This is a genomic window from Pseudoalteromonas sp. bablab_jr010, from assembly GCF_016464105.1.
Taxonomy (GTDB): domain Bacteria; phylum Pseudomonadota; class Gammaproteobacteria; order Enterobacterales; family Alteromonadaceae; genus Pseudoalteromonas; species Pseudoalteromonas simplex.
The window spans coordinates 1-26933 of record NZ_JACDWV010000110.1; the positions used below are offsets into that span (position 1 = coordinate 1).

Sequence of the window (26933 nt, forward strand, 5' to 3'; positions counted from 1 at the left end):
CTGTGAATATTAGAATCGATAAATGATGAAATATTGGCGAAGCTATGATTAAGGGGCATAAAAAAATCCGATGACCTGTGATCATCGGATTTTGATCCTATTATGCCAAATGTCAATTGCTTAACTGATCGGCATTGGAGCCTGGGCTCTGCTTTTTATTTTGTTTAATTCAACGGTACGTCAACTTAATTAAATACTACGTTTTCGCTGCCTGGAGCGGCTTTAAACTCTTCAATTATACGTGCGCAATCCGCTTTGATTTCATCGCTATGTTGCTCTTCAGCACGCCAGCGAGCAGTGTCCATTTTAAAAATCTCTTTTTTAGAGTATTTCTTACGGGCATCGTGCGTTGGCATATCTTTTACGGCTTCGTACATTTTAAATATGCCTGGGTAGCGCTCACTTAGCTCAAACTCTTCAGCAAAGCTATATTGAGAGATCAGCACCCAAATACGTAAGCAGCCTTCTGAGAACTCACATTGCTCTTCATTCATTGCACGGGCAATTAAATGAATGCTATCGGCTAGCTTTGCATTACGCTTTGCTTTTGATGCCGCAAGTTTTTGCTCATGCTCAGCTTGCTTCTTGGCGATAAGCTTATTTTGCTCTTTTAGTTTATACAGAAGTTGTCCTGCATAAAACGCAAGCCCTGCGATAATTGCCGCACCAATTAAGATGGCAATAATCAAGGTTGTGCTCATCGCTCATCCTCATCTTCGTCATCAAACCATTCGTTGGCTAAATCATCAGATAAGTACTTATCGAAGTCAGATTCACCTTCATCGTATGAATCATCTTCAAAGTCATCTTCGTACTCGTCTTCATCTTCAATGCCTAATAACTCGCAAAGTGCTTGGTGGCGAGCAATACGGCTATTGAAGTACTTAGCGTCTTTACCTGTTAATAACTCACCGCGCTCATGACGCTCAACCAGCTTAAGTAGACGCTCGTCATTCTCTAGCGCTTCTAACTCTTGCTCTGGTGTTAGTTCAGGCTCAGTCACTTTCTTAAGCTCAACCATAGGTTTTAAGTTGCGTTTCATTTCAACTTTCGGCTCAGCCTTAGGCGCAACTAAAGAAATCGGCTTTTTACTACCAACACGCTTATCTTTCGGTTGATTGTTTGCAGCAGTGTTTTCTGCATTTTGTGCATCAGGTGCATTTCGAGACCCAGGTTTAGCACCTTTGGTCTTTTTAACTCGCTGCTCTTTTAACGCGCGCATCTCTCTAAGCTTTTCTTTGCTCAGACGTACAGGACCATTCGATGGAATTTTACGCGACTTTTTCTTTCTACTCATATCTTGATCATCTCACTTAAGAGGTTGTGCACAACGCCTTTGTGGCATTGTAATGCTGGCATAACCAGAAGAATTCGATGTGCGGATGTGGTTGGTCAACTTGACGAACTGCGCACTTTTCATACTTTTAGTACAAACGGTGGCTATTGTAACAGGACAAATAAAAAGGCGGTAGAGAAAACATCTCTACCGCCTACTAATCTGAGCGCCAATTATCTGGACACTTCTCCCTTCGACTTTTTAGTCTTTATTATTTTTATTATTATTGTTTATCCATTTTGTTATTGTTTTAACCTTCCGTGTAGCATTCCATTTTGTTTTTATTATTAAACTTCCATGAGCTTTTATTATTCTCGGTCAATCCTGACACTTTTTTGTTATTTCCTTTAGGACACCTAACTAGTGTCAACCCCTAAAGATTTGCCGCAGTTACTTTCCTTATTACATTGTCCATGTTGTTTTTGCTGTCTCAGCGACAGTGGTTAATTTACTTATTAATAAAATTGTTACAACTAATTTATATAATTTTTCTTACAGATGACTTATTGCAACATTGTCATTTTAATTAATAACAAAGACTTAGCAAAAATAGTGAAATAAAAATAAGACTTGGCTTACAGCTAGATATGGTCAATGTCTCACAAGGGAGTGGGAAATTTCGACATACGTTAGGTACAAAAAAAGCAGCTTGCGCTGCTTTTTCAAACTCTTTACATACTACTGCGGAGCATTTCTTTCCGCAATCAGACTTTAGTGTAAGCCACCTAAGTATTTTGAAAGTACTTCGATGTCTTTGTCTGTTAGCTTTTTAGCGATGTCTTGCATCATACCGTTTAAGTCGTTATTACGCGTACCATCACGGAATTTTTCAAGTTGTGACTTGATGTATTCTGGATGTTGGAACGAAATTTTCGGGAATTTAGCTAGTGATGTACCGTTACCACGAGGACCGTGACACGCAGCACATGCTGGAATACCACGCTCTGCATCACCGGCTTTATAAAGCTGCTGACCTACTTCTACTACATCTTTAGGTGTTGCACCTTCAGACATATTTAAAGAAGAGAAGTAAGCTGCTAGGTCTTTCATGTCTTGATCGCTAAGCGGCATAGCCATACCACTCATTACTGGATCCATACGACCTTCTTTGCCGCCAGATGTCATACCTAATTTAAACTCTTGTAATTGTTTATAGATATAATCTGCGTGTTGGCCTGCAATTTTAGGGTAGATATTAACCGGTGCATTACCGTCTGGGCCGTGACAAGCCGCACACGTTGCCGATTTCTCTTTACCTGCGTTTACATCGCCATCAAATGCTGTTGCGTTGCTTGCTGACAACGTACCAAGCAATATAGTTAAAGATAGTGCTATTTTTTTCATGGTGAATTCTCTGTTTCCGACCCTGTATCATCTACAATATGGATGTTGTGATTTCTATATTCTACACGATAATAAATTCTCTGGCACGTTTTCTGCCCACATTAAGCTCATAATTTATAGGGATTTGACTTAGATTAAGTTTACACCTAGTAATTTTCCTAATTTAAAGCCAATTTAGCACGCTTAAATACGCTTTTGAATGCTGCTTTAATAGTATAAAATACGTGCCTTAAGTGGAAATTAGCCACTGTTTGTTATTTTTTATAAAAGACTAGGAGAGCCTGTGCTCAAATCTCGTATCAAATACAATACTGCGTCCTTTGTTACCAGCGCACCTGATATCTCACGCTTACCTGCTGATACGGGGATTGAAGTCGCGTTTGCTGGTCGCTCTAATGCGGGTAAATCAAGTGCTTTAAACACGTTAACTGATCAAAAGTTAGCGCGTACTTCTAAAACACCTGGTCGTACTCAGCTGATCAATACCTTTGAACTTGATGCCGATAAACGCCTTATCGACTTACCAGGCTATGGTTTCGCCAAAGTTCCTATCGAAATGAAGAAGAAATGGCAAAAATCGCTAGGTGAATACTTACAAAAACGTCAAAGCTTAAAAGGTATCGTTGTTTTGATGGATATTCGCCACCCGTTAAAAGATTTAGACCGTGACTTAATCGACTGGGCGGTGGGCAGCGAAATTCCAGTGCTGGCACTATTAACTAAAGCTGACAAGCTAAAACAAGGCGCGCGTAAAGCTCAAGTTTTACAAGTTCGTCGTGAGTTAAGTAGCTTAGACGGTGATATTACAGTACATGCCTTCTCTTCACTAAAAGGCACCGGCTTACCTGAAGTTGCTAAAAAGCTCGATGAGTGGTTTTTAGGCCCTATTGAAGCGCAAGCACCTGAGTCTGACGAACAACCAGAAGACTAAGTGCTTAGGCCAAGTAATAACGCTTGGCTAATGATTCTATATAATAGCCCTGCTCATCTGAGCAGGCTATTTCAGCCCACTGATAATAAACATTTCTCGATACCCTCGCAGCCAAGCCATGTGCTAATTGAAGATAAGGCACACTGACACCTTCAAATTCTCTCAGTAATAGTGGTTGCTTTGCTGATACCAACCAAGCGCGCTGTAAATTATCGACACAACATAGAGCAAGGCCTTGCTCTGTCTCTTCAAAACGCCAATCAACAATAATAAAAGGCACATCAATGACAGTGATGGCCATTTTCTCGACGGGTGTTTTTAAAAAATAACTATCTGCCTCTTTGCAAAGCACAGAGGCAAAGAGTTTAACCATTGCCTCGCGTTTTATTTCACTGCCGCCATAAAACCACCGCCCTTGCGCATCAATCGTTATTGGCACTTGCCCACAGTTTTGTGGCTGCCATTGATCAAAAGGTTTATCGGGCGTCTGAAGAGCGGCTTCTAAGTCAGCAAGTGATTGCATTATTTTTCTTTATCTAGCGTCAAAGAAAATGTTACAGGAACCGCCGTTGCAATTGATGGTAAGCCCGCAAGCTTTTGTAGTTCACTAATGCCTTCTGTTACTTTGAAATCACTCGCATTAATAATAACTGGCGTAAAAGATGACACGCTAATATCGCCCTTTGCTGACATATTAGCTAGAACATCAATCGTTAGCTCTTTCTTGTTGCCATGAAAGTCTAATTCAGCTTTTAACCCTTTCAGCACATGTTGACCTGGTTTTAGCGTTAACAGCGCTTTGCTTAAGTCAGCAGTTAACACTGCATTAGGGAATTTAGCTGTTTCAAATAACAACTTAGTCATGCGCTCATTGCGGATAGGGATCAGAGTTTCAACCGATGTTAGGTCTATCATCAACTTAAATTGACCTTGTTCGTTAAGTGTACCCGACACGTTTTTGAAATGATGTGCTTCTGCAATAGAGTTCTTTTTAATAGATACAAAGCTTACGTTACTTTGCTCATTATTAACTTGCCAATTTGCGCTGGCTAAAGGGGCAACTAAAATACTCGATAATGAAAAGGCAGCTATTGCCAAAGATTTAAACATAACGCATTCCTTCGAAAGTAAATAAGAATCACTTTGATGGTATCACTTGCGTGTATTTGTGCAATGAATTGTATGATAAGAAAAGAAAAAGCGACTCACTCAACAAGGAGTGAGTCGTTATAGCAAACTGGGGAGAAGCTATCAATACGTTGCATCCTTTCAGATGCATCATCAACAGGATGTCCTACAGGATGAGGACGGCGCGGACTTTATCAAATACCAGATTAAAAATAAATTGCTTAACCGCAGAAAAAACACAAATTGATAAACATATAACGAAACACTAAAACCATCTTTTCCTGCTTACTTTAATTTAACATTACAGAGAACCCAAATTTAAGGTAAGGTGAATTAAAAGCCCACTAAAATCAGGCTTTTTTAAGGCTTATTGGTGATAAATATTGAAGTAGAAGAGTAAAAGGTATGAAAAAAATCCCGTTAATTTTATTTGTTACCTTACTTTTTTTGTTGAGTCCTTGGTGCAATGCCAAAAAAACAACTACCCAATATCCAGTTGTTTTAGTTCATGGGCTAATGGGATTCGATAACCTGCTCGGAATCGATTACTTCTACAATATCGCTAGAACTCTGGAAAAAGATGGTACTTTAGTCTTCACACCTGCCGTTTCTGCTATCAACAGTTCAGAAGTCCGAGGCGAGCAATTACTCACTCAAATAGAATCAATCTTAGCTCTGACTAGTGCTAAAAAAGTAAACTTGATTGGTCACAGTCAAGGTGCGCAAACTGCACGCTATGTTGCATCTATCAGGCCTGATCTAATTGCCTCAGTTACCAGTGTAGGCGGTGCAAATTATGGCAGTGGCATTATTGATCTTATTAATAAGGAGCTAACACCCGGCTCTCAAGCAGAATATACAACTCGATTAGTATTCGATGCATTCGGTGGTGTTATTTCGTTATTATCAGGCAATAGTCAATTACCGCAAAATACACTCGGTGCAATAAATAGTTTAAGCACACAAGGAGCAGCAACATTTAATCAAAAGTACCCCGAAGGCTTGCCCAAAAACGAGTGCGAACAAGGTAATATGCTTGCAAGCAATGGCGTATACTACTTTTCTTGGAGCGGCACAGAAACACTCACTAATATCTTAGATTTAAGTGACTTATCCATGTTATTTGGCTCATTATTTATCTTAGGTCACAGTGACGGTCTCATTTCACGCTGTAGTAGCCATTTAGGGCATGTGATCAAAGATGATTACAAAATGAATCATCTCGATGAGATTAACCAATTTATTGGTTTGCATAGTTTTCGTGAAGTTGATCCAGTTGAACTTTACCGTAGCCACGTGACAAGGTTACAGAAACTAGGGTTATAAAAGCGGTGTTGTATCGTGAAGCCTACCAGAGAGAGAGCACAGCTTTACGCTTACTGATGTTCCAAACGCCATTGTTTAAGCCATGACATCATACCAACACTACTCAATGGGTAATTAAAATAATAGCCCTGTGCAGCATAGGTTTTAAGCGACTTTACAAACTTAAGTTGCTCTAGAGTTTCAACTCCTTCACAAATCACTTTTGCATTATTTTGATTGTGCATATCGACCATGCCCGAAACGAGGCTTCGAATTTGACTTTGATGAGCAAAATCAGCGGTAAGTGAAGCCGCCACTTTAATATACTCAACATTAAGATTCGGAAGCTTAGCTAGCCAAATAGGTGTGTCACCAAAACCATCTATACATAATTTGATACCAATACTATTGAGCCTTGCAACCATCGCTTTACCTTGATCATCTAAACTCATAAATAAATCAAGCGGGCACTCGATAATTAAATCACCCGGCTCTAGTCGATGCTCAGCCATGATACGGTCAACAAACTCAATAAATTCTTCGTGCAGCATCTCAGGGCCAAACACATTTATACTAAGAGGTAATTCAATACCTTCCATTCGTAGTGCCATAGCTAGTTCTGCTGCACGCTCAATAACAAAAGCAGCCACAGGATAGCTTAGGCCTGCAACACGTATATCATCTATAAATTTATTCGCAGAAAGAATCCCTTGCTTAGGATGCTGCCAACGTAACAGCAATTCTAAAAATTCGATTTGCTCATCGCTATTACGAATAACTGGCTGAAAATACAACTCTAGTTCACTTGCAAAATCAAGGTGTGCTAACTCACGTAGTCGTGCTTGCTGCTCCAATTGCTCAATCATCATTTGTGGATGATAAGGCACAATCGCTTTGTCTGGATTTGAATCAAGCGCTAGATTGGCAAACGAAATGAAGTTTTCAAAGCTGTATTCAGGCTCATCACAAACTACATAACTGGCACGAACTTTAACTTCAATGGTGCAATTGGCAACATTAAATGGCTTTAAAGTAACATGGCGAATTTGACTAATTAGTTGCTCATGAAGGTGCTTTTGTTCCTCTAATGAACAAATAAACGCAAAGTTTAAGCCCCCTAAATGCGCCAACTTTTCGGCTTTGCCTGAATTACCCACTATATTAAGAACATTATCAACATTGAGCTGCTGTTTAATTCGGGTTGCTGATTGCGCTAATAACAAATCACCAAAGTCTCGACCTATGTGTTGGTTTACATCGTTAAAACCTTCAAGGCGAAGCATCACTAACGCGCAGTTAGCATCATGCTCCTCGGTCCAAGCAATAAAGCTATTTTTTAGGGCGTTGCGATCGGGTAAGCCTGTAAGAGGTGTCGCATCTAACTCGTCAGTGTGAAGTGGCTCAACGACCACCTGCTCTTCTTCAGGTTCTTCATAGTTAAAAAAGCCTGATATACACAAAATAACGACAGAAAAAACAAGCCAGTAAAGAGCAGTATGTAACAATAAATGAGCTGAATAAAGTACTGTTAATACAATCGCAGCAACAACTGAGATAATGATTGCTAGCCAATTAGTTGTGCGAAATGCCTGCCACAAATGAAAACAAACACTTGCACTTAACAATAACACTAACCAAGGCATGCCAAGACTAAGAATTGCTAATCCAAGCACGCCATTGACGACTAAGCTCAGCCTTAAAATAGAATTTTGAGTAACACATAAGGCACAAATCATTGCCATAAGAACGCAACCAGCTAAAAACACTGGCACAACATCGCTACTTAAATTTGCAAGGCTCACGCTACTACTTGCTAAGCTGGCAATCAAAGACATGTAAAAATACTACGTAAAAAAGACTTATCTAATTAAGTCTACCCAAAATCCACAGATTTAACAGTTTATTTACGCCAAATTGGTAACTTAATTGTGCTGGATGGGTTATTTGCCAATGGGCAATATCAGCACGTGCGCCTACCTTTAACACACCACGATCATCAAGTCCTAAAGCACCTGCAGCGTTTCGAGTTACCCCTGCTAATGCTTGCTCTGGTGTCATCCGAAAAATAGTGCATGCCATGTTCATCATCAAATGCAATGAACATAAAGGCGAAGTACCCGGGTTGAAGTCAGTTGAAATAGCAATTGGAACTTGGTACTGCTGCAGTAGTTCAATTGGCGGATACTTTGTTTCACGTAAGAAGTAAAATGCACCTGGTAATAAAACTGCTGCAGTACCCGCTTTGGCCATTGCCTGAATACCAGCTTCATCTAAGTGTTCAATATGATCCGCAGATAAGCCATTAAATTCAGCAACAAGCTCTGCACCATGTTGATTAGATAACTGCTCAGCGTGCAACTTAACCGGTAAGTTGTGTTTTTTAGCCGCTTCAAACACACGGCGAGTTTGCTCATTACTAAAGCCAACGTTTTCACAAAAAGCATCAACTGCATCAGCTAAATCAGCTTCAACAACACGGTCAAGCATTTCACCGCAAACCAGATCAATGTACTCATCGCTACGGCCTTTATATTCAGGCGGTAATGCATGCGCACCTAAAAACGTGGTTTTAACATCAACAGGGTGATTTTCACCGAGTAAACGTGCCACTTCGAGAAGTTTAATTTCGTTTTCGCAATCAAGACCGTAGCCAGATTTAATCTCTACCGTCGTCACACCTTCTGCATATAATGCATTTAAGCGCTCTTTTGCACTGACAAATAAAGCTTCGTGATCGGCTTCTCGCGTTGCACGTACGGTACTTGCAATACCGCCACCGTTTGCAGCTATTTGCTCATAGCTTACACCTTGTAAACGCTGCTCAAATTCTTCTGCACGGCTACCCGCGAACACTAAGTGAGTGTGGCAATCAATTAACCCGGGGGTTAACCATTGCCCTTTTGCTGACAATGTTGGCGTAGCTAGCGCATCAAACTCTGGTAAATCGGCTTGCTCACCTAACCAAGCAATTTTGCCATCTTTAACAGCAATAGCTGCATTTTCAATAGCACCATAAGGTGCTTCGATGGCTGGGTCCATTGTGGCGATGTTGGCATCTGTGATCACTAAATCCCAGAAAGCTTGATCATTATTGGTTGTGTGCATTTTTCACCTACATTGATACTTGCGATAGGCCCATTACGAGACTAAGTTTAAATTTGCTTAAAGTTTATCAACTCACCTTGTATATACAAGATAATTATGTCACCTTCAAACACACTGTTTACTCACCACATATAAACGCATAATGAGTGTTCCTAAATTTGCGCAAATAAAAGAGTTCATTCTGGAAAATATTCGTTCTGGAGCTTGGCAAGAAAATCACCGAGTGCCCTCTGAAAATGAGCTTACCAACCAGTTTAAAGTTAGTCGTATGACTGCAAGACGAGCACTCAGTGAATTAACCGATGCAGGTATATTAACCCGTAGCCAAGGCCTAGGTACTTTTGTGGCTAGCTTTAAGTCACAATCATCTTTATTAGAAATTAAAAATATTGCCGATGAGGTAAAAGCGCGAAGTAACCATTATAGCTGTACCATTTTAGTAATGGAGTCTATAAGCGCTATTGCACCAATTGCGATTGCTTTGGGTGTCGAGGTCGACAGCCATGTTTACAGAAGTGTGATTGTACACAATGAAAACGAGCAACCTCTGCAAGTTGAAGAACGCTTTGTGAACCCCGCTCTTGCTAAAGATTACTTACAGCAGGATTTCCATAGCCTAACGCCTCATGAATACTTATCGCAAAACGCCCCGCTCACCGAGGCACGCCATACAGTCGAAGCGATTATGCCCAACCAAGAAATGTGCGAATGGCTGAACCTTTATAACGAAGAGCCATGCTTACAAGTGATCCGCCGAACTTGGTCATCACAAGGTATTGTGAGCTTTGCCCGTTTAGTATCACCAGGCAGTAAATACCGATTAGGCGGCCACCTTACTTTTAAAAAATAACTAAATAGGCGCTTGATAACGAAAATTCAGTGACTCAATCGCTGAGCCATCAATAAGACGCTCGCCTTTATCATGACTAGTAAAAGTCGGTGGCTGGTTGCCCTGCTCAGCACATTTTTGTTGGTAGTAATCTGCTTTTGTAGGATGTGACGGATTAACCACATTATAAATACTGCTCGCGTTTGACCAATTTTCAAGTACTGAAAAAATCGCCGCTATCACATCTTGCTGCTGAACCATGTTTACCACTTGCTGACTTGAGCTAGTCAGTTCTTTACCGGCAACAAACCTACCCGGATCGCGCCCAGGCCCTACAAGACCAGCCAAACGCAATACTTTACCACCAGCACTTAGCACTAACTGTTCAGCATCGTATAGCTTTTGTTGACGTGCTGATTGGCAAATAATTTCTGTAGTTTCGTCATATTGACCATTGTTAGATGGATAAACTCCTGTCGAAGAACATAAAATAAAGCCTTTACAATTTAGTTGCTTAGCAAGTTCAAGCCCTGCTTGCAAAGTCGCTAAATAGTTACTTTCTGAGATACGACTACGCGGTGGAATAGCGCAGACCCACCAAGCATTTTCAAGCGACAGCTCATGCTTGAGCACATCACCTTCAAGTATAAACTGGCGCTGAAAGTCATATTCGTGCTCGCCACCGCGATGTGTTCCCTGTACTTGCCATGCTAATTTATTTGCCTCAACACAAAGTGCATTTCCAAGCCAACCGGCACCTAAAACAACCAGTTTATTATTTTCAGTACTCATTTACTCAACTGCCCCTTAGTATTTATTATTAACCTTCGCTTAACAGTGTAGCGATTTAGGTGCAAATATGATTAGATAGATAACTCTAACCTATAATAAAAACGCGTGCACTATGTTAAACAACCTCTCTTTACGTAAAAAAATACTTCTGCTCATTGGCGGGACGATAAGTGTGCTACTAATCATCGCGTCTAGCTTTTTTGTAAACCATATTGCTGATCTTTCACGTCATGCAATTCAACGCGAAGCCGACAGCTATTTGCAAAGTGAGCGACTGTCAATGCAGGCCTATTTTGCCAAATACGGCAAAGTTGTCGAAACCTTTGTAACAAACCCGCATTTAGTTAACTGGTTCGATAACTGGACTCAGCGCGATCAAAGCTTAGATAGTCAGCCTGGTTACAGCAGCGTTAATCAAGATTTTGTTCGTATTAGTGGTAATGATGATAACATTTTATCAGCCTTCTTTGCTTCTGCGACCACAGGTGAGTACTTCAAAGAAAACGAGCGTACCGCCACTTATAATGGCCAACCATATTACGCTTACAAACGTGGTTGGTGGCAAGATGCATTAAAAATTAATAAGTTGTATGTTGGCCCTATTTCTGTTGATTTAACCACAGGTATCGCCTCTGCAGTTGTACAACAGCCAGTTTATAAACAAAACAAGCTTGTTGGTTTTGGTGGTGTTGATTTACAGCTTAATAATATCAACGACATGGTTGAAGCTATTCGATTTAATGGCCAAGGCTTTGGCTTTTTACTCGATAGCAACCAGAAAGTAGTGCACTTTTCAAAACGAACTGGACATAAACTATCTATCACAGACGAAGGCCCTAATGGCAAAGAAGGCTTAGATGCCCTCGAAAAGCAATTTAACGACACCTCGGGCTTTAGCGAATTAAACCGCGCGATGAAAAGCCAAAAAGAGGGTAGCAGCTTTGTCACATTCAAAGGCGAGCAATATTACGTTGTATACAATCGCCTTGAATTAGAAAGCCCTTACCTTGATTGGTATGTGGGTATTTTAATTCCGACCAGTATGATTGATGAGCCAGTAAATGATGCGGTGATGACAACCACAACATCCGTGATCATCATTCTTGCGATTATTATTGCGATGATCTTCTGGGCCACGCAAATGATCACCAAACCGCTGACTAAACTCACTTACATCATGCGTGATATCGCATCAGGTGATGGCGATCTAACACAAAAAATCGAGATAAAAAGTCAGGATGAAGTAGGACAGCTTGCTCATCACATGAATACTTTCATCGATAAATTACGTGCAATGATGCTAAATACTGCAGCTCAAGCGGAGCAATTAAGCCAAGCCGCAGCCCAATTGAAAACCGTATCGCAAAAAACCAATGATGAAATTCAGCAAGAAAAGCAACAAGTTGATAGCGTAAGTGCGGCAGTAACCGAAATGGCCTCAACTGTTCTCGAAATTTCACGTAACGCGCAACATACCAATAATGCAGCTGAAGAAGTGCAAACCATTACCGCAGATGGCACTAAGCGCTCAACTCAAGCTCAGTCAGTCATGACCGCTCTTGCAAGTCACATTGGTGAAGCTTCTAAAGTCGTTGCGGGTCTTGAACAAGAAAGTGGCAATATCGGCGCGGTGGTTGATGTTATCAACTCAATCGCTGAGCAAACTAACTTACTGGCACTTAACGCAGCGATAGAAGCAGCCCGTGCAGGTGAGCAAGGCCGAGGTTTCGCAGTTGTTGCTGATGAGGTTCGTTCACTAGCAAGCAGAACGCAAGAGTCAACAGATGATATTCGCAATATGATCAGCCGTTTACAGCAAATTGCCCAACAAGCATCAACCATGATGCAGCAAGGTCAAGAGCGTGCTGAAGGCTCAGTTGAGCAAACACAAATTGTATTGCAAGCATTGCAAGATATCGCGCAATCTGTGACAAATGTACAAGATCAAAGTCATCAAATTGCGACTTCGACAGAGCAGCAAACTGTGGTTGCAGAAGATATTAACAATAGCTTGGCAGCGATTAATCACTTAGTGAATAGCACTGCAGATCATGCCCATGAATTGGCGGATGAAGCACGTGATTTGAATGAGTTAGCAGAGTCTCTAAATAAGACAGTAAATCAATTTAAGTTATAAAGATAAATTGCTGAAGTAGTTAAAAACCCGATGTCACCTGAAGATGACATCGGGTTTTTATCGTCAGCCTTCCCTGTTAATCGTGGCGCAACCGCTTTCGCGTGTTCCATAAATTCGTGCCACTGTTGCTTGTTCCATAAAGCAACTCCATTATTGGTCAATCCTTGTTTTGATTGCGTTTGTACTTGTTCCATATAGTCTCCTCCTTACGCTAGCTTCATCCGTTTGGGCTCCAAGCCTAAGCTTAATCCTTGCTGTCATCTCCATTCACCTTATCCATAAAGCGTTGCCATTGTGCGCTACTCCATAACGCCTTGTTACTTCCTTGTTGTCCTTTGTGCTTAGTTACATTATCCATACTGTAAACTCCTTGCGGTTTATCGTCCGTTACTCCTACAGCCCTTCCTTGCTGTGCTCCATTACCCATCCTAGTAGGTTAATGCGGTGATTATCGCTTAGCGATGATATACACAGCATGAATCAAACCTGGAATATACCCTAATAGAGTTAAAAGAATATTAATCCAGAACTGCGCACCTAAACCTACCTGTAAAAATACGCCGAGAGGTGGAATTAAAACCGATAAAATAATACGTATTAAATCCATGACTCACTCCTTGAAAAAGATAAGCCCAGCCAAAGCTGGGCTATATAGGGCTTGCTATTATTCAGCAACAATCGTTAATTCATCGATTACTTTGCGAACATCTTCAGCGTTTTCAGCAATGCTTACCGCTAATTGCTTTTCTGCATCAGACTCAACAGTACCTTTTAGTGTTACTACACCGTTGTCGGTATCAACATCGATATCTGTACCACCTACTTCTGAGTTAAATAAATAACGTGTGGTGATTACAGTACTGATTTTTGCATCGGTTAAGTCGCTTTCTGCAGAATCAGCTTTGTCTGATTTCATGTGCTTAGCTTTCATGTTTTTAACAACCGTTAGTTTGTTATTAACAGAGCTAACACCGTCTAGGCTAAGAACTAACTCTTCAGCAAGCTCTTTATCTAATTCGCTATCAACTTTACCTGTAAGTACAACCTTGCCATTCGTTACATCAGTGTTGATGTCAAAGTTGTTAAGGTTTGTGTTCATAAGAAGCACAGTTTCCGCCTTACCATCAATCCAAGCATCTTTACTTTCATTTTCCCAGCTGCTTGCCTGAGCTGACATGCTAGTTGCACCAATTACTAAAGCCGCAATCATAGATTTGTTAAAAGTGTTCATAATCTTTCTCCTTTTGATTAAAGACAGTTTAAATAATGCGACTATGATGCCAACTATTTATTCTTTAAATTTCAGTAGGTTAAACACCTATTCAGCGGTGATTTATATTCATTTCGGTAAAGATTTACAAGCTGCTCGGTAAGATGTTCACAATGTTGCAAAAATAACCATTTAGTTGCTGATTTTATTAATCTGTGGTTAATTTAACGAAATTGCTTATTCGTCTAAAAAGACAACCTCATGATTTATATAGAAATAAAATCTGGCCTAAGCTTTGCTTTGTAATTAATAACTAAAGAATCACCTTTAAAATCACAACAGGGAACTACCATGGCCGTTAAACTTGAAGATCGCCCAATCGATCAAGTAAGAGAAGAAGTCATTGATCAACTCATTTATAACTACAGTCATGCTGTTATTTCAGCCGAAGCATTTGAACGCCGCCTAGATCAGGCAATGGCAGCTACCAGCAACGAAGTACTGGTTGAGCTTGTTGCTGATTTAGATCTGAAAGCGGATATTGACTACAAGTCGCAAAAGCATGCGCAATTTAAACCTCACTACAGCCACAGCAGCGACAACGAAAGCCTGCAGCTACGCAGTATTCTGGGCTCAAATGAGCGCAGCGGCCAATGGGTAGTACCAAAAGAAATTCACCTAACAAACTGCTTAGGTTCAATTGAACTCGACTTTAGCGAAGCAATTTTCCAACATCAGCACGTCACCATTTACGTGAACTGTATTTTAGGTAACGATGAAATCTACGTACCAGAACATGTAAATGTGGTATCAAAATTATTTAGCGTAATTGGTAGCGTAGAGAACAAATCAGTTGCCTTAAACAAAGGCCAAGGCCCAACCATCACTATTGAAGGTAATGTATGGCTAGGCTCTGTCGAGATTTCAGTTAAACGTACCATGAAAGAAAAGTTCATCAGCTTCGCCAACAGCCTAAAAGCCAGTTGGAAAGAGATGAATAAGATGCAGTAAAGTTACGAGGTGCGGTTATGCAATGTAAGTCGTCATTTATGGCGACAAGATATTACATACGTTTCATCAATGACGCGCTAAAGCACGACCTACAAGAATGCGCGCGAAATAAATTTCACGCCTACATCAAACGTGGGAACGGCTTTAGCCGTGAATAAAGTAAAGCTGTTCGGCGTTAAAGCGACCCTACACCGTAGGCGTCACGCTTGCTTGGCGCGTCTTATATGCAACGCCATTCCATCAACCTATGTCTGACCTACAAACAACACTGCTCGGCTCAAAACTGACAGCTGAAAGCTGACAGCTCCCTCACAAGTCATTATTCCTCTCACTCGGGATATCACTAAAATACTCGACAAACTCAACTTCAAAACCTGCTGGGTCGATGAAATATACATTTTTACGGTAAGGGTTTTCTGGGCCGTGTTTATCAATTTCATAACCAGCCGAAACCAGTCGTTCAACTACGGCATTAATATCGTTTGTCACATAGGCAAAATGAGCAAGTCCTACTTGGTGGCCGGCTAAATCACGGTTTTCTGCTTCACCGTTATCACTCAGTGCGAGATATTGGTAATCATCACCAAAGTGCAGCCACTTGCGCGGTTTGCCCGACCATTTGCTGTCACCTTGACTACGCACACGCCAGTGCGGGAATGCCGCTTTATAAAAGTGCAGCATGGTATCAACATTACTAACAACAAGGTTTACGTGTTCTAAATACATGGTAGTTTTCCTTTTTATTTTTAAACTGCCACCAAGATAAAACCTCAAGTTAAGTTTAGGTAAAGCGTTTTTTCAAATAAAAAAGCCCCACAAACGTGAGGCTTCAAAAATTGAGTAGTTATTGATGAATCAGCTACCAGCAACCTGCATTTGTTCTATCAATACAGAGCCTGTTTGAATACCACCGCGGCGCTCGATGTCGCCACCTAAGCCCACAACGGCTTTAAACATATCTTTTAAGTTACCAGCAATTGTGATTTCACTGACTGGGTATTGGATTTCACCATTCTCAACCCAAAAGCCCGCCGCACCACGTGAGTAGTCACCGGTTACCGTGTTCACACCTTGGCCCATAAGTTCAGTTACTAATAAACCTGTGCCCATAGTTTTTAATAGCGCTTTTAAATCGGCATGGGTTTGTTCAACTAGCCAGTTATGAATACCACCAGCATGACCCGTTGGTGCCATCGACAGTTTGCGTGCTGCATAGCTTGCTAATAGGTAAGTTTGCAGCTCACCGCCTTGAATAATTTCACGATCTACGGTTTTTAAACCTTCAGCATCAAACGGTGAAGACGCTAAACCTTTTAATAAATGCGGGCGCTCAGAGATATTCACACAATCGCTAAATACTTTTGTACCCAGGCTATCAAGCAAGAAGCTCGATTTACGATAAAGCGCACCGCCACCAATCGCCGACACTAAATGGCCGAATAATGAGTTCGCAATATCAGCTCTAAAGATCACTGGCACTTTCATGGTACCGAGCTTTTGGCTGTTAAGCTTAGCCAAGGTTTCGGTTGCCGCTTCGAGGCCTACTTTTGCAGCGTCATTTAAATCATCTTTATGACGTGCGATGGTATAAGCTGAGTCGCGCTGCATTTGCTCGCCTTCTTTACCAATCACCATCGTACTAATGCTATGACGCGTACGTGGGTAACCTGCAATCATGCCATGGCTGTTACCATAAACACGTAAACCTTGGTGAGAAGAAAAACTCGCACCGTCTGAATTTACAATGCGCTCATCGGCATTTAACGCCGCTTGTTCTGCTTGATGACAAAATTCCACACCTTGCTCTGGGCTAACTTCCCACGGGTGGTATAAATCTAAATCTTGCGGTGCAAATTCAAGTAACTCTTTATCAGCGATACCATTAAATGGGTCGTCAGAGGTGAACTTTGCAATATCAATGGCTTTTTCGACCACTGTACGTAATGTTTTTGGGTTTAAGTCAGCCGTTGAAGCAGACCCTTTGTTATTACCCACATAAACACTGATACCTAAGCCACCGTCTTGGTTAAACTCTATTGTTTCAACTTCGCCCATGCGCGTACTGACAGACAAACCTGACGTGCTCGACATCGCCGCTTCTGCTGCTGTTGCACCCAATTTTTTTGCATGCTCCAGTACTTCGCTTACTGCGTCTTTCACTTCAGAAATGTGTTGATAAATAGGATCTTTCATCTTGTGTGTCCTAGGTTCTGATATTTTTTATAGTGTAACGAATGCTAACACACTGCGAGACCTGCATCAGCTAATATTAATCATTAACTAAATGGCGTATAATAGCGAATAGTTAAGTTTACTGAATGAGCATCCTTATGGCGAAGAAGAAAAAGCCACTTATCGAAGAAGAAATTATTTACGTATCAAAAAGCGAATTAAAACGTGAAGCCATGCAATATCATGGTCTGGGTGCTGAAATTGCAAAAATGCCGAAAAAGCAACGCGATCGTTTACCGCTTAATCACGATTTAAAAGAAGCCCTTGTTGTTTCTGATAAAGTAAGTGACAAGAGCGATGCTTACCGTCGTAACTTAAACTACATCGCAAAAGTATTACGTACCACAGAAAACGTTGATGAAATCCAAGCGATGATCGACATCATGCTTAATAAAAACAATCAAGCCGATGTTTTGATGAACAAAATCGAAACCCTGCGTGATGATTTAATTAAACAAGGTGACGACCTGATCAATTCAACAATTGATCAATACCCTTCTCTTGAGCGCCAAAAAATGCGCCAATTAGTGCGCAGCGCCGCAAAAGAAGTAAAAGCAGAAAAACCAGCCAAAGCTTATAAAGAGTTATTCCAGTATCTAAAAGATGCGATTATGCTTTGATTTCCTTCGCGCGAAATAAATTTCACGCCTACATCACCGTAGGCGTCACGCTTGCTTGGCGCGTGTTGAACACCACTTAATACGCAACCATCGCGCGACATAAATTTCACCTCTCTACAACCAAATACAATTCCAAAACGGGTAATCGCCAACGTGCTTGACTAATTTTGCGCGTAGAGGGTTTGCGACTATATATCGAGCTTGATGTATTAGGTCATTTTCATCTCTGATTTGATGATCATAAAAATTATTTTGCCAAACCACTACTTTGCGCCCTTTTCTCTTACGAATAGACATGGTCACCATGCTTTTGTACAGCTTAATTACTGCTGATAAGTTTTGCTGAGGGCGAAGTTGAAATATCCAATGTAAATGGTCAGGCATGAGGACAAAGCAGATTGTCTCCACTTTATCTTCTAAATGGTAAATTGCTTTGGCAGCATCAACTGCATATAGATAGTTGGCAAATATAGGCACTCGATTCTCACAACAAAGAGTTACTGAATAATAGCAGTTTGAATGTGAGGTACGCCCTTTAAGCCTCTTCCTTGACGAAAACATAAACCTATCAATCCTGAAGGTAAAACCTGATCTTAGAACTTAAAAACACACCTAGCCAATTTACACCAAAAATGTTTGAACCTCACAATACACAACCATCGCGCGAAATAAATTTCACGTCTACATCAAACCGTAGGCGTCACGCTTGCTTGGCGCGTCTTAAACACCACACAATACTCACCCATCACGCGAAATGAATTTCACGCCTACATCACCGTGGGCGTCACGCTTGCTTGGCGCGTTTTAAACACCACTTAATACACAACCATCGCGCGAAATAAATTTCACGCCTACATCAAACATAGGCTTCACGCTTGCTTGGCGCGTATTGAACATCACGCAATACTCAACCATCGCGCGAAATAAATTTCACGCCTACATCACCGTAGGCGTCACGCTTGCTTGGCGCGTTTTAAACACCACACAACACGCAACCGCCGCGCGAAATAAATTTCACGCCTACATCACCGTGGGCGTCACGCTTGCTTGGCACGTCTTGAACATCACGCAATACTCAACCATCGCGCGAAATAAATTTCACGCCTACAACACCGTAGGCGTCACGCTTGCTTGGCGCGTGTTGAACACCACTTAATACACAACCATCGCGTGACATAAATTTCACGTCTACATCAAATGTCGGCTTAAAGCTGACAGCTCCAAACAAAAAAAGGCTCTGAGCGTTCACTCAGAGCCTTTTTTAAATCGATAATCAATTACCAGATTTTTACGCGATCTTCTGGTTTGATATACATTTTGTCACCTTCTTTCACATCAAATGCCTGATAGAATTCTGGCATGTTTGAAAGAATACCGATTACGCGGTAATGGCTTGGTGAATGAGGGTCTGTCATTAGGCGGTTACGTAACTCTTCGTCACGATATTTACGACGCCAAATTTGCGACCAACCCATGAAGAAACGCTGATCACCTGTGTAACCATCAATAATAGGCGCTTTTTCATCACCAAGTGATAACTGGTATGCTGTATAAGCAACTGTTAAGCCACCTAAGTCACCAATGTTTTCACCTAATGTAAGCTGACCATTTACGCTAGCATCTTCAAATGGTTTGTACTCGTTATATTGAGCAACTAGCTGACCCGTGCGCTCTTCAAACTGTTTAAGGTCTGATTCGCTCCACCAGTTACGTAAGTTACCGTCACCATCGTACTTCGCGCCTTGATCATCAAAACCGTGACCTAATTCGTGGCCGATTACCGCACCGATTGCACCGTAGTTAACAGCATCGTCAGCTTCTAAGTTAAAGAATGGCGGTTGTAAGATAGCCGCAGGGAATACGATTTCGTTGTTCACAGGATTATAGTAAGCGTTTACTGTTTGTGGTGTCATGTGCCACTCTGAACGGTCAACTGGCTTACCTAGTTTTGCAGTCATGTCTGCATATTCCCACTCGCTGTGGCGAATGTAGTTACCTACTAAGTCATCACCTTTAACTTCAAGTGCTGAGTAATCTTTCCATTTATCTGGGTAACCGATTTTTGGTGTGAACTTATCAAGCTTTTCTTTTGCCGCGATTTTTGTTTCTGGGCTCATCCACTCAAGGTTTTCAATCGCAACTGCATAACCTTTGATTACGTTATCAACTAACTCTTCCATGCGCGCTTTCGCTTCAGGCGGGAAGTTTTCTTTAACGTATACTTTACCTAGAATTTCGCCTAATACACCGTTTGATGCATCAACCGCTTTTTTCCAAAGTGGAGACTGCTCTGTTACACCGCGAAGTGTTGTGCTGTAAAAATCAAAGTTAAGGTCTACTAGCTCTTTATCTAATAGGCGAGCATAGTTGCTAACAAAGTGGAACTTAAGGTAGTTCTGCCACGTTGCTAAGTCTGTATCGTTGTAGATACCTGCGAATTTTTCTAGGTAGCTAGGTTGGCGAATAATTACATCGTCAGTTTTGATACCTGATGCATCAAGGTAAGCTGCAAAATCAAAGTCACCAGTAAGTTTATTAGCATCTGCAACGCTCATCTTGTTGTAAGATTTAGTCGCATCACGGCTTTCAACACGGCTCCACTGTGCATCGGCAATGCTTGTTTCAAGAGCAATAATTGCTTTAGCCGCAGATTCTGCATCAGCTACACCGGCTTTGCTTAAGATAGCTGTTACGTATGCTTGGTAAGCTTCACGAATTTTTGTGAATTTTTCTTCATCTTTTAAGTAGTAGTCGCGATCTGGTAAACCTAAACCAGACTGATAAACATACATCGCGTTTTCGCTAGAGTTTTTCGCGTCGTTGTTTACGTACCAACCAAACGGTAAACTACCACCTTTAATGCGAAGTTCAGCCATTAAAGCAACAAGATCAGACTTGTTCTTCACTGCATCAACGCTTTCTAACACTGGTGTTAATGGCTTGATGCCTGCCGCTTCACGGCCCGCTTCGTCCATGTAGCTGTTGTAGAATGCAGCTAATTTAGCTTCATCAGAACCTGGCTTAACGTCTTTATTTGCCGCTGCTTTTTCTAATACTTCTTTCATCGCTTTTTGCGAATCATCGTAAAGCTGAGTGAATGAACCGTAGTTTGATTTATCACCTGGAATTTCTGTTTTCTCTAACCATTCGCCGTTTACGTGATAGTAAAAGTCATCTTGTGCGCGAACAGATTTGTCCATGTTCGCCAGTTCAATGCCAGAGTTTAAAGGTGCTTTTGCTTCAGTGACGGTCGCAGTTGCTGGTGCTTTAGTTTCTTGTTCTTTTTCACCACAACCAACAAGACCGAGCGCAAGTGCAATACTTGCCGCGGTAAGTGTTACTTTTTTCATGGGAGTCCCGTACTAATTATTTTTTGATGTATTTATCGAAAAACTAGCAAACCTAATTAATCATTAGTTTTTCGCTTTCTCCATAATAAACCTCTCGAGCAAAACAATAAAACCGAATATGTAACAATTCTTATCAAAACAAGATGAGTCGCATTTTTGAGCGATGGGAGGGGGAGATTAGCGGTAGCATTGTAGGCGCGATTTTACATCGCGCAATGTTTCTATGATTCACAAAGAGGATAAGAGGCGCTTCGCTTAAGAGCAAATAAAAAATGATCTTGTGGTTTCCTCATTCTCTTCTCATTTACTTCTCTTTGTGCAAAACATATTGAACCACAGAGAGCACAGAGGCGCTGCGCGCTACACAGAGAAAACCAAATTATCACAAAGAGATAAAGAGACGCTTCGCTTTAGATAAAACAAAAAATGATCCTGTGGTTCCCTCATTTTCTTCTCATTCCCTTCTCTTTGTGCAATTATTTTCGCGCGAAATAAATTTCACGCCTACATCAAAGACATCTAATCTCACAAAGAGGATAAGAGGCGCTGCGCTTAAGAGAATACAAAAAAGCATTATTATCACTTCCTCATTCTTTTCTCATTCACTGCTCTTTGTGCAATTTTTTCGCGCGAAATAAATTTCACGCCTACATCAATCGTAGGCGTCACGCTTGCTTGGCGCGTCTTACATTCAGCACCAAGATTGCAAATTAATAAAGAACCCGCAAACAACACCGCTCGGCCAGAAACTGACAGCTGAAAGCTGATGGTTGTTACTGCTCGTACTTCTGTTTTATCTTTTCGATGATCTCAACATTGGCGGCAGGGAAGCTGTAATCATCAAGCTCGCTGAGTGCGACCCATTTTCCTTGTTGGCCTTCTGCGCCATGGGCTGTGCCTGTGAAATCATCAACAATGTGCACATCTAAGCGTACGCACTTATCGCCGTAGTCATGTTCGATAACCATTAGCTCTTCACTGCCATTTACGGTTAGGTTTACTTCTTCTAATAGCTCGCGCTGTAGCGCAGTAAATACGCTTTCGCCCTGCTCTACTTTACCGCCTGGGAATTCCCATAAGCCGCCTTGGTGTTTGTCGTCTGGGCGTTTACAAATAAATAATTGCTGATCTTTATAAATAACACCAACTGCAACATGCACTACTTTTTTAGTCATTTGTTGTTTCCTTAATCATAAAAAAAGCGACGCAAGCGTCGCTTTTTATCACCGTGTTTTGGTTATTTTAATTTACCGCAACACTGCTTATATTTATTACCTGAACCACAAGGACACGGCTCGTTACGGCCTACTTTAGGTTCTGCACGTTGTGTAACTACAGCACCTTCTGGTGTTTCGCCACCGATGTGCTCAGCTTCTTCGTGTTGGTATTCACGTGGCGCATTTTCGCTACGACGATGTTGCTCTTCAACTTTTTCAACATCTTCTTCAGCGCGAACTTGTACTTTACTTAAAATACCCACAACGTCGACTTTTAAGTTCTCTAGCATTTCAGAGAATAGCTCAAACGACTCGCGCTTGTACTCTTGCTTAGGATTCTTCTGTGCGTAACCACGTAAGTGGATACCTTGACGAAGGTGGTCCATCGCAGCCAAGTGATCTTTCCAATGTTGGTCTAGGCTTTGTAGCATAATCGCTTTTTCGAATTGACGTAGTACAGACTCGCCTACCATCTCTTCTTTTTGCTTGTATGCTTGCTCAACCGCTTCTTCGATACGCTCACGAAGTTTCTCTTCGTATAGTTTGCTATCATCAGCTAGCCATTGTGAAATTGGCAGCTCGATTAAGAAATCTTGTTTTAAGCGCTCTTCAAGACCTGGGATATCCCACATTTCAGCAAGGCTTTGCGGTGCAATGTACTGGTCGATTGTACCGTTTAGCACATCGCCACGAATTGCAGTGATAGTTTCTGAAATATCGCCTTCTTCAAGTAGCTCATTACGTTGCGAGTAAACAACACGACGTTGATCGTTCGCTACATCATCGTACTCAAGTAATTGCTTGCGAACGTCGAAGTTACGCGCTTCAACTTTACGTTGCGCGTTTTCGATTGCACGGTTAACCCAAGGGTGCTCAATCGCTTCGCCGCGTTGCATACCTAGTTTACGCATCATGTTAGTCATGCGCTCACCAGCGAAGATACGCATTAGCGCGTCGTCCATTGATAAGTAGAAACGGCTTGAACCGGCATCACCTTGACGACCAGAACGACCACGTAGCTGGTTATCGATACGACGAGATTCGTGACGCTCAGTACCAATGATATGTAGACCACCCGCTTCGATTACTGCATCGTGACGTTTTTGCCACTCATCTTTAATCGCTTTGATTTGTTCATCAGTTGGGTTTTCTAGCTTTTCAACTTCGCTGTTCCAGTTACCACCCAACACGATATCGGTACCACGACCGGCCATGTTAGTTGCAATAGTTACTGTGCCAGGTAAACCTGCATCAGCAACGATGTCTGCTTCTTGTGCGTGGAACTTAGCATTAAGTACGTTGTGCTTAATTTTTTCTTTACGTAAGAACTGCGATAAGTACTCAGAACTTTCGATAGAGATAGTACCCACAAGTACCGGTTGACCACGTTCTTGACAATCTTTGATATCAGCAAGGATTGCTTCGTACTTTTCTTCTTGTGTTAGGTATACAAGATCAGCACGATCGTCACGGATCATCGGTTTGTTTGTTGGCATTACTACTGTGTCTAGACCATAGATAGACTGGAACTCAAACGCTTCTGTGTCTGCTGTACCAGTCATACCCGCTAGCGTGTCGTATAAACGGAAGTAGTTTTGGAATGTGATTGATGCCAATGTTTGGTTTTCGTTTTGAATGCGAACACCTTCTTTTGCTTCAACAGCTTGGTGTAAACCTTCTGACCAACGACGACCTTCCATTGTACGGCCGGTGTGCTCATCAACGATGATAACTTCGTTTTCTTTAACAACGTAATCAACGTCTTTTTGATAAAGCTTGTGAGCACGAAGTGCAGCATACACATGGCTTAATAATGTGATGCTTGAAGCTGAGTAAAGTGAATCACCTTCTTGAATTAAGCCGCGCTCAATTAGTAGCTCTTCAACTTTAATTTGACCACGTTCAGTTAAGTGAACTTGCTTAGACTTTTCATCGATAGTGTAATCGCCATCGCCTTCAACGCCTTCTTCATCTTCTTTTTCTTGTAGCTCTAGGTCAGGCACAATTTTATTGATTTCGATGTAAAGCTCAGAGCTGTCTTCAGCTGGGCCTGAGATAATAAGCGGCGTACGCGCTTCATCGATTAAGATTGAATCCACCTCATCCACTACGGCGTAGTAAAGTGGGCGTTGTACACGCTCTTCAATGCTAAATGCCATGTTATCGCGCAGATAATCAAAGCCAAACTCATTATTAGTACCGTAAGTGATGTCAGCAGCATAAGCGATTTTCTTTTGCTGTGGCATCATGCCTGGTACGTTACAGCCTACTGTTAGGCCTAAGAACTCAAATAATGGGCGGTTAGTTTCGGCGTCACGTTTTGCAAGGTAGTCGTTCACGGTAATTACGTGAACACCTTTACCTGTTAAACCACGAAGGTATGCAGGTAATGTTGCTGTTAGTGTTTTACCTTCACCGGTACGCATTTCTGCAATGCGACCTTGATGTAAAACCATACCACCTAGTAGCTGTACGTCGAAGTGACGCATGCCATTTACACGCTTAGATGCTTCACGTACCACAGCAAATGCTTCTGGTAAAATGTCATCTAGGCTTTGTCCGTTATCGTAACGCTCTCTAAATTCAGCTGTTTTTGCTTTTAAATCTTCATCAGAAAGCGCTTCTAATTGCTTTTCAAGCGCATTAATTAGAGCGACCGTCTTTCTTAGGTTTTTAATAGTGCGGTCATTGCGACTACCAAAAATCTTGGTAAATAAATTAGATATCATGATAAAACCGTTACAATGTATTCTTTGTTAGCTAGTCATTAGCTAACCCACTTTCTTCAATTGATAATTAATATGCGCTTATGCTCATGATGTAGGGCATATTAATTAACAATTTATCAGTACGCTGTTCAAAACACCGCTTATTTCGTGCGCTATCATACCAGAGTCTGCGCAACATCAAACCTTCTGTTTATGAAGATATGGATTTTCAGCAAGAAAATTTAAAAATCAGCCGTAATCTTTGATTACGGCCCCATAAAAAGGGTGAAAACAAGATTACTGAATAGATATGGCGACAATAAGAATAAAATCAAGATCAGGGGAGTAAAAAGGCGATTCGAGGGACGAAATTCAACTTTGTAAATGTAGGTGGTCATTTATGGCGACAATACATTACATCTCCTTCACCAATGACGCGCTAAAGCACAACCTACAAGATAACACGCGAAATAAATTTCACCCCTACATCAAAGACATTTAATCGCACAAAGAGGATAAGAGACGCTGCGCTTAAAAGAAAACAAAAAAGCACATTATCACTTTCTCATTCTTTTCTCATTCACTTCTCTTTGTGCAAATATTTTCGCGCGAAATAAATTTCACGCCTACACCATAGGCGTCACGCTTGCTTGGCGCGTCTGACATACTGCGCCATTTCACCAACCTATGTCTGACTTACAAACAACACAATTCGGCTTCAAACTGACGGCTGAAAGCTGACGGCTTTACTTCTTTTTCCGCCCATGTTGTGCTAAACGCTCTAACTTGGCTTTTAACGATGGTGGGGCATCTGCGGCAATGGCGTTGAGGTAATCGGCTGTTTGTTCGCTCATTTGGCGCTTCGAAACATGCTTTTGCTCTGGCTTATTTGTTGCTGATAAGCGCTGTGTTGCCTGTGGGTTTGCGGTAATTTTAATTTGCCCAAGCTCTACCATGCCAGCGGCACGAAAATGCGAAAGCATATCCATTTTTAAGTAATTTAAACGCAGTGCAATCGGTGCAGAAACAGCTTCTATCATCAAAGTACCATCACGGTAATTACTTACCCGGCATTTTTTCGAAAGCGTTTCACCTAAGAAGTCATCAAGAATGGTTTGTTGAGAAGACAAGCCTTGGGTTTTACCAGCATAAGATGCTAAGCGACCACTCAAGCCCGCCATAATATCGCCAACAGCCTTTGGCGCGTATCTATCTTTTGCCATTAATCGTCTACCTAAAAGGGTTAATCACCACAAAGAGAATATACCATCTACGTAAATATGAAGCTATTAGGTTCGGGGAACGAGATACAAGATGCGATTTTGTACAAAGTGGTCATTTATGGCGACAAGCTATTACGTACCTCTCATCAATGATGCGCTAAAGCACGATCTACAAGAAAGCGCGCAAAATAAATTTCACGCCTACATCAAAGACATCTAATAGCACAAAGAGGCTAAGAGGCGCTTCGCTGAAGAGGAAGTAAAAAAATGATCCTATGGTTCCCTCATTTTCTTCTTATTAACTTCTCTTTGTAAAAATATTTTCGGCACTGAAGTACCTGCTACAAAATGGGCCTTTGGGTAAGACCCGAAAACAACACCGCTCGGCTTCAAACTGGCGCTCAACATCTAATAGCACAAAGAGGATAAGAGACGCTTCGCTGAAGAGGAAGAAA

Annotated in this window: 25 protein-coding genes; 7 read left to right on the forward strand and 18 right to left on the reverse strand. The window is 41.5% G+C overall.

Annotated features, from left to right (window positions below; all coding sequences use genetic code 11):
- Positions 1-185: 185 nt before the first annotated feature.
- The 3 genes from JIG37_RS10165 to JIG37_RS10175 form a co-directional block, all read right to left on the reverse strand.
- Positions 186-701, reverse strand: coding sequence for a DUF2489 domain-containing protein (locus JIG37_RS10165; protein ID WP_199529304.1), 516 nt, complete (start codon positions 699-701; stop codon positions 186-188).
- Positions 698-1297, reverse strand: coding sequence for a Der GTPase-activating protein YihI (gene yihI, locus JIG37_RS10170; protein ID WP_166341076.1), 600 nt, complete (start codon positions 1295-1297; stop codon positions 698-700). The genes JIG37_RS10165 and yihI overlap by 4 nt, the downstream gene beginning before the upstream one ends.
- Before the next feature lie 750 nt (positions 1298-2047).
- Positions 2048-2680 (reverse strand): c-type cytochrome, encoded by a 633-nt coding sequence (locus JIG37_RS10175; RefSeq protein ID WP_054552855.1) that lies wholly within the window; start codon positions 2678-2680, stop codon positions 2048-2050.
- Between the two features lie 283 nt (positions 2681-2963).
- Here JIG37_RS10175 and yihA point away from each other — a divergent pair, with 283 nt between their 5' ends.
- Positions 2964-3611, forward strand: a complete 648-nt coding sequence (yihA, locus tag JIG37_RS10180; RefSeq protein ID WP_138599290.1) for a ribosome biogenesis GTP-binding protein YihA/YsxC — start codon at positions 2964-2966, stop codon at positions 3609-3611.
- Between the two features lie 4 nt (positions 3612-3615).
- Here yihA and JIG37_RS10185 read toward each other — a convergent pair whose 3' ends face one another.
- The gene (locus tag JIG37_RS10185) at positions 3616-4134 is read right to left on the reverse strand and encodes a DUF1285 domain-containing protein (protein ID WP_054552857.1); all 519 of its coding nucleotides are present in this window, start codon (positions 4132-4134) and stop codon (positions 3616-3618) included.
- Positions 4134-4721: a YceI family protein gene (locus JIG37_RS10190; RefSeq protein WP_054552858.1), complete on the reverse strand. Its 588-nt coding sequence runs from the start codon at positions 4719-4721 to the stop codon at positions 4134-4136. Before JIG37_RS10190 ends, JIG37_RS10185 begins: the two co-directional genes overlap by 1 nt.
- Positions 4722-5144: 423 nt before the next feature.
- On the opposite strand from JIG37_RS10190, the gene JIG37_RS10195 reads away from it, so the two are divergent.
- The gene (locus JIG37_RS10195; RefSeq protein WP_199529305.1) at positions 5145-6065 is read left to right on the forward strand and encodes a triacylglycerol lipase; all 921 of its coding nucleotides are present in this window, start codon (positions 5145-5147) and stop codon (positions 6063-6065) included.
- Positions 6066-6115: 50 nt separating this feature from the next.
- Here the strand turns inward: JIG37_RS10195 and JIG37_RS10200 are convergent, their stop codons facing one another.
- Both JIG37_RS10200 and hutI read right to left on the reverse strand, forming a co-directional pair.
- Complete coding sequence (locus JIG37_RS10200; RefSeq protein ID WP_171043809.1) at positions 6116-7786, reverse strand: GGDEF domain-containing phosphodiesterase; 1671 nt, start codon at positions 7784-7786, stop codon at positions 6116-6118.
- Positions 7787-7907: 121 nt separating this feature from the next.
- Complete coding sequence (gene hutI, locus JIG37_RS10205; RefSeq protein WP_054552861.1) at positions 7908-9149, reverse strand: imidazolonepropionase; 1242 nt, start codon at positions 9147-9149, stop codon at positions 7908-7910.
- Positions 9150-9291: 142 nt separating this feature from the next.
- On the opposite strand from hutI, the gene hutC reads away from it, so the two are divergent.
- Positions 9292-9999: a histidine utilization repressor gene (hutC, locus tag JIG37_RS10210; RefSeq protein ID WP_138616087.1), complete on the forward strand. Its 708-nt coding sequence runs from the start codon at positions 9292-9294 to the stop codon at positions 9997-9999.
- Here the strand turns inward: hutC and JIG37_RS10215 are convergent, their stop codons facing one another.
- A complete protein-coding gene (locus tag JIG37_RS10215) occupies positions 10000-10770 on the reverse strand; it encodes an NADP-binding protein (RefSeq protein WP_199529306.1) in 771 nt (256 codons plus the stop codon). It lies immediately after the preceding gene.
- A 112-nt stretch (positions 10771-10882) separates the two neighbouring features.
- On the opposite strand from JIG37_RS10215, the gene JIG37_RS10220 reads away from it, so the two are divergent.
- Positions 10883-12907 carry a methyl-accepting chemotaxis protein gene (locus JIG37_RS10220; protein ID WP_199529307.1) on the forward strand — a complete coding sequence of 675 codons (2025 nt, stop codon included), beginning with the start codon at positions 10883-10885 and terminating at the stop codon, positions 12905-12907.
- Here JIG37_RS10220 and JIG37_RS10225 read toward each other — a convergent pair.
- The 3 genes from JIG37_RS10225 to JIG37_RS10235 form a co-directional block, all read right to left on the reverse strand.
- Positions 12892-13101: a hypothetical protein gene (locus JIG37_RS10225; RefSeq protein WP_054552865.1), complete on the reverse strand. Its 210-nt coding sequence runs from the start codon at positions 13099-13101 to the stop codon at positions 12892-12894. The genes JIG37_RS10220 and JIG37_RS10225 overlap by 16 nt on opposite strands.
- A gap of 254 nt (positions 13102-13355) precedes the next feature.
- On the reverse strand, positions 13356-13514 hold the full coding sequence (locus JIG37_RS10230; protein WP_064971745.1) for a YqaE/Pmp3 family membrane protein: 159 nt from the start codon (positions 13512-13514) through the stop codon (positions 13356-13358).
- A gap of 57 nt (positions 13515-13571) precedes the next feature.
- A complete protein-coding gene (locus JIG37_RS10235) occupies positions 13572-14138 on the reverse strand; it encodes a BON domain-containing protein (protein WP_199529308.1) in 567 nt (188 codons plus the stop codon).
- 330 nt (positions 14139-14468) lie between these two features.
- Here JIG37_RS10235 and JIG37_RS10240 point away from each other — a divergent pair, with 330 nt between their 5' ends.
- The gene (locus tag JIG37_RS10240; RefSeq protein WP_199529309.1) at positions 14469-15128 is read left to right on the forward strand and encodes a LiaF domain-containing protein; all 660 of its coding nucleotides are present in this window, start codon (positions 14469-14471) and stop codon (positions 15126-15128) included.
- A gap of 309 nt (positions 15129-15437) precedes the next feature.
- On the opposite strand, the gene JIG37_RS10245 is transcribed toward JIG37_RS10240, so the two are convergent.
- A complete protein-coding gene (locus JIG37_RS10245; RefSeq protein ID WP_138616082.1) occupies positions 15438-15854 on the reverse strand; it encodes a VOC family protein in 417 nt (138 codons plus the stop codon).
- 129 nt (positions 15855-15983) lie between these two features.
- Complete coding sequence (gene pmbA / locus JIG37_RS10250) at positions 15984-17321, reverse strand: metalloprotease PmbA (protein ID WP_055021365.1); 1338 nt, start codon at positions 17319-17321, stop codon at positions 15984-15986.
- 137 nt (positions 17322-17458) lie between these two features.
- Between pmbA and yjgA the strand changes: the two genes are divergently transcribed.
- The gene (yjgA, locus tag JIG37_RS10255; protein ID WP_054563425.1) at positions 17459-17980 is read left to right on the forward strand and encodes a ribosome biogenesis factor YjgA; all 522 of its coding nucleotides are present in this window, start codon (positions 17459-17461) and stop codon (positions 17978-17980) included.
- Positions 17981-18094: 114 nt separating this feature from the next.
- On the opposite strand, the gene JIG37_RS10260 is transcribed toward yjgA, so the two are convergent.
- Positions 18095-18541 (reverse strand): transposase, encoded by a 447-nt coding sequence (locus JIG37_RS10260; protein ID WP_138599300.1) that lies wholly within the window; start codon positions 18539-18541, stop codon positions 18095-18097.
- Positions 18542-18869: 328 nt separating this feature from the next.
- Between JIG37_RS10260 and JIG37_RS10265 the strand changes: the two genes are divergently transcribed.
- Positions 18870-19136: a hypothetical protein gene (locus tag JIG37_RS10265; RefSeq protein WP_199529310.1), complete on the forward strand. Its 267-nt coding sequence runs from the start codon at positions 18870-18872 to the stop codon at positions 19134-19136.
- Positions 19137-19257: 121 nt separating this feature from the next.
- On the opposite strand, the gene JIG37_RS10270 is transcribed toward JIG37_RS10265, so the two are convergent.
- The 4 genes from JIG37_RS10270 to JIG37_RS10285 all read right to left on the reverse strand — a co-directional run bounded on the left by JIG37_RS10270 (position 19258) and on the right by JIG37_RS10285 (position 26478).
- Positions 19258-21330: a M13-type metalloendopeptidase gene (locus JIG37_RS10270; protein ID WP_199529311.1), complete on the reverse strand. Its 2073-nt coding sequence runs from the start codon at positions 21328-21330 to the stop codon at positions 19258-19260.
- A gap of 773 nt (positions 21331-22103) precedes the next feature.
- Entirely contained in the window at positions 22104-22505 is a 402-nt protein-coding gene (mutT, locus tag JIG37_RS10275) for an 8-oxo-dGTP diphosphatase MutT (protein WP_199529312.1), read from the reverse strand.
- 62 nt (positions 22506-22567) lie between these two features.
- Positions 22568-25276, reverse strand: coding sequence for a preprotein translocase subunit SecA (secA, locus tag JIG37_RS10280; protein ID WP_138619695.1), 2709 nt, complete (start codon positions 25274-25276; stop codon positions 22568-22570).
- A gap of 725 nt (positions 25277-26001) precedes the next feature.
- Positions 26002-26478, reverse strand: coding sequence for a DUF721 domain-containing protein (locus JIG37_RS10285; protein WP_199529313.1), 477 nt, complete (start codon positions 26476-26478; stop codon positions 26002-26004).
- Positions 26479-26933 lie beyond the last annotated feature (455 nt).

Coding starts and splice junctions, on each gene's coding strand:
- JIG37_RS10220 (WP_199529307.1), top strand. CDS start 10,883: ATGTTAAACAACCTCTCTTTACGTAAAAAAATACTTCTGCTCATTGGC.
- hutC (WP_138616087.1), top strand. CDS start 9,292: ATGAGTGTTCCTAAATTTGCGCAAATAAAAGAGTTCATTCTGGAAAAT.
- JIG37_RS10240 (WP_199529309.1), top strand. CDS start 14,469: ATGGCCGTTAAACTTGAAGATCGCCCAATCGATCAAGTAAGAGAAGAA.
- JIG37_RS10175 (WP_054552855.1), bottom strand. CDS start 2,680: ATGAAAAAAATAGCACTATCTTTAACTATATTGCTTGGTACGTTGTCA.
- JIG37_RS10230 (WP_064971745.1), bottom strand. CDS start 13,514: ATGGATTTAATACGTATTATTTTATCGGTTTTAATTCCACCTCTCGGC.
- secA (WP_138619695.1), bottom strand. CDS start 25,276: ATGATATCTAATTTATTTACCAAGATTTTTGGTAGTCGCAATGACCGC.
- JIG37_RS10165 (WP_199529304.1), bottom strand. CDS start 701: ATGAGCACAACCTTGATTATTGCCATCTTAATTGGTGCGGCAATTATC.
- JIG37_RS10195 (WP_199529305.1), top strand. CDS start 5,145: ATGAAAAAAATCCCGTTAATTTTATTTGTTACCTTACTTTTTTTGTTG.
- JIG37_RS10190 (WP_054552858.1), bottom strand. CDS start 4,721: ATGTTTAAATCTTTGGCAATAGCTGCCTTTTCATTATCGAGTATTTTA.
- yihI (WP_166341076.1), bottom strand. CDS start 1,297: ATGAGTAGAAAGAAAAAGTCGCGTAAAATTCCATCGAATGGTCCTGTA.
- JIG37_RS10185 (WP_054552857.1), bottom strand. CDS start 4,134: ATGCAATCACTTGCTGACTTAGAAGCCGCTCTTCAGACGCCCGATAAA.
- JIG37_RS10245 (WP_138616082.1), bottom strand. CDS start 15,854: ATGTATTTAGAACACGTAAACCTTGTTGTTAGTAATGTTGATACCATG.
- yjgA (WP_054563425.1), top strand. CDS start 17,459: ATGGCGAAGAAGAAAAAGCCACTTATCGAAGAAGAAATTATTTACGTA.
- JIG37_RS10285 (WP_199529313.1), bottom strand. CDS start 26,478: ATGGCAAAAGATAGATACGCGCCAAAGGCTGTTGGCGATATTATGGCG.
- JIG37_RS10235 (WP_199529308.1), bottom strand. CDS start 14,138: ATGAACACTTTTAACAAATCTATGATTGCGGCTTTAGTAATTGGTGCA.
- JIG37_RS10200 (WP_171043809.1), bottom strand. CDS start 7,786: ATGGCAATGATTTGTGCCTTATGTGTTACTCAAAATTCTATTTTAAGG.
- mutT (WP_199529312.1), bottom strand. CDS start 22,505: ATGACTAAAAAAGTAGTGCATGTTGCAGTTGGTGTTATTTATAAAGAT.
- pmbA (WP_055021365.1), bottom strand. CDS start 17,321: ATGAAAGATCCTATTTATCAACACATTTCTGAAGTGAAAGACGCAGTA.
- JIG37_RS10215 (WP_199529306.1), bottom strand. CDS start 10,770: ATGAGTACTGAAAATAATAAACTGGTTGTTTTAGGTGCCGGTTGGCTT.
- JIG37_RS10260 (WP_138599300.1), bottom strand. CDS start 18,541: ATGTTTTCGTCAAGGAAGAGGCTTAAAGGGCGTACCTCACATTCAAAC.
- JIG37_RS10270 (WP_199529311.1), bottom strand. CDS start 21,330: ATGAAAAAAGTAACACTTACCGCGGCAAGTATTGCACTTGCGCTCGGT.
- JIG37_RS10225 (WP_054552865.1), bottom strand. CDS start 13,101: ATGGAACAAGTACAAACGCAATCAAAACAAGGATTGACCAATAATGGA.
- hutI (WP_054552861.1), bottom strand. CDS start 9,149: ATGCACACAACCAATAATGATCAAGCTTTCTGGGATTTAGTGATCACA.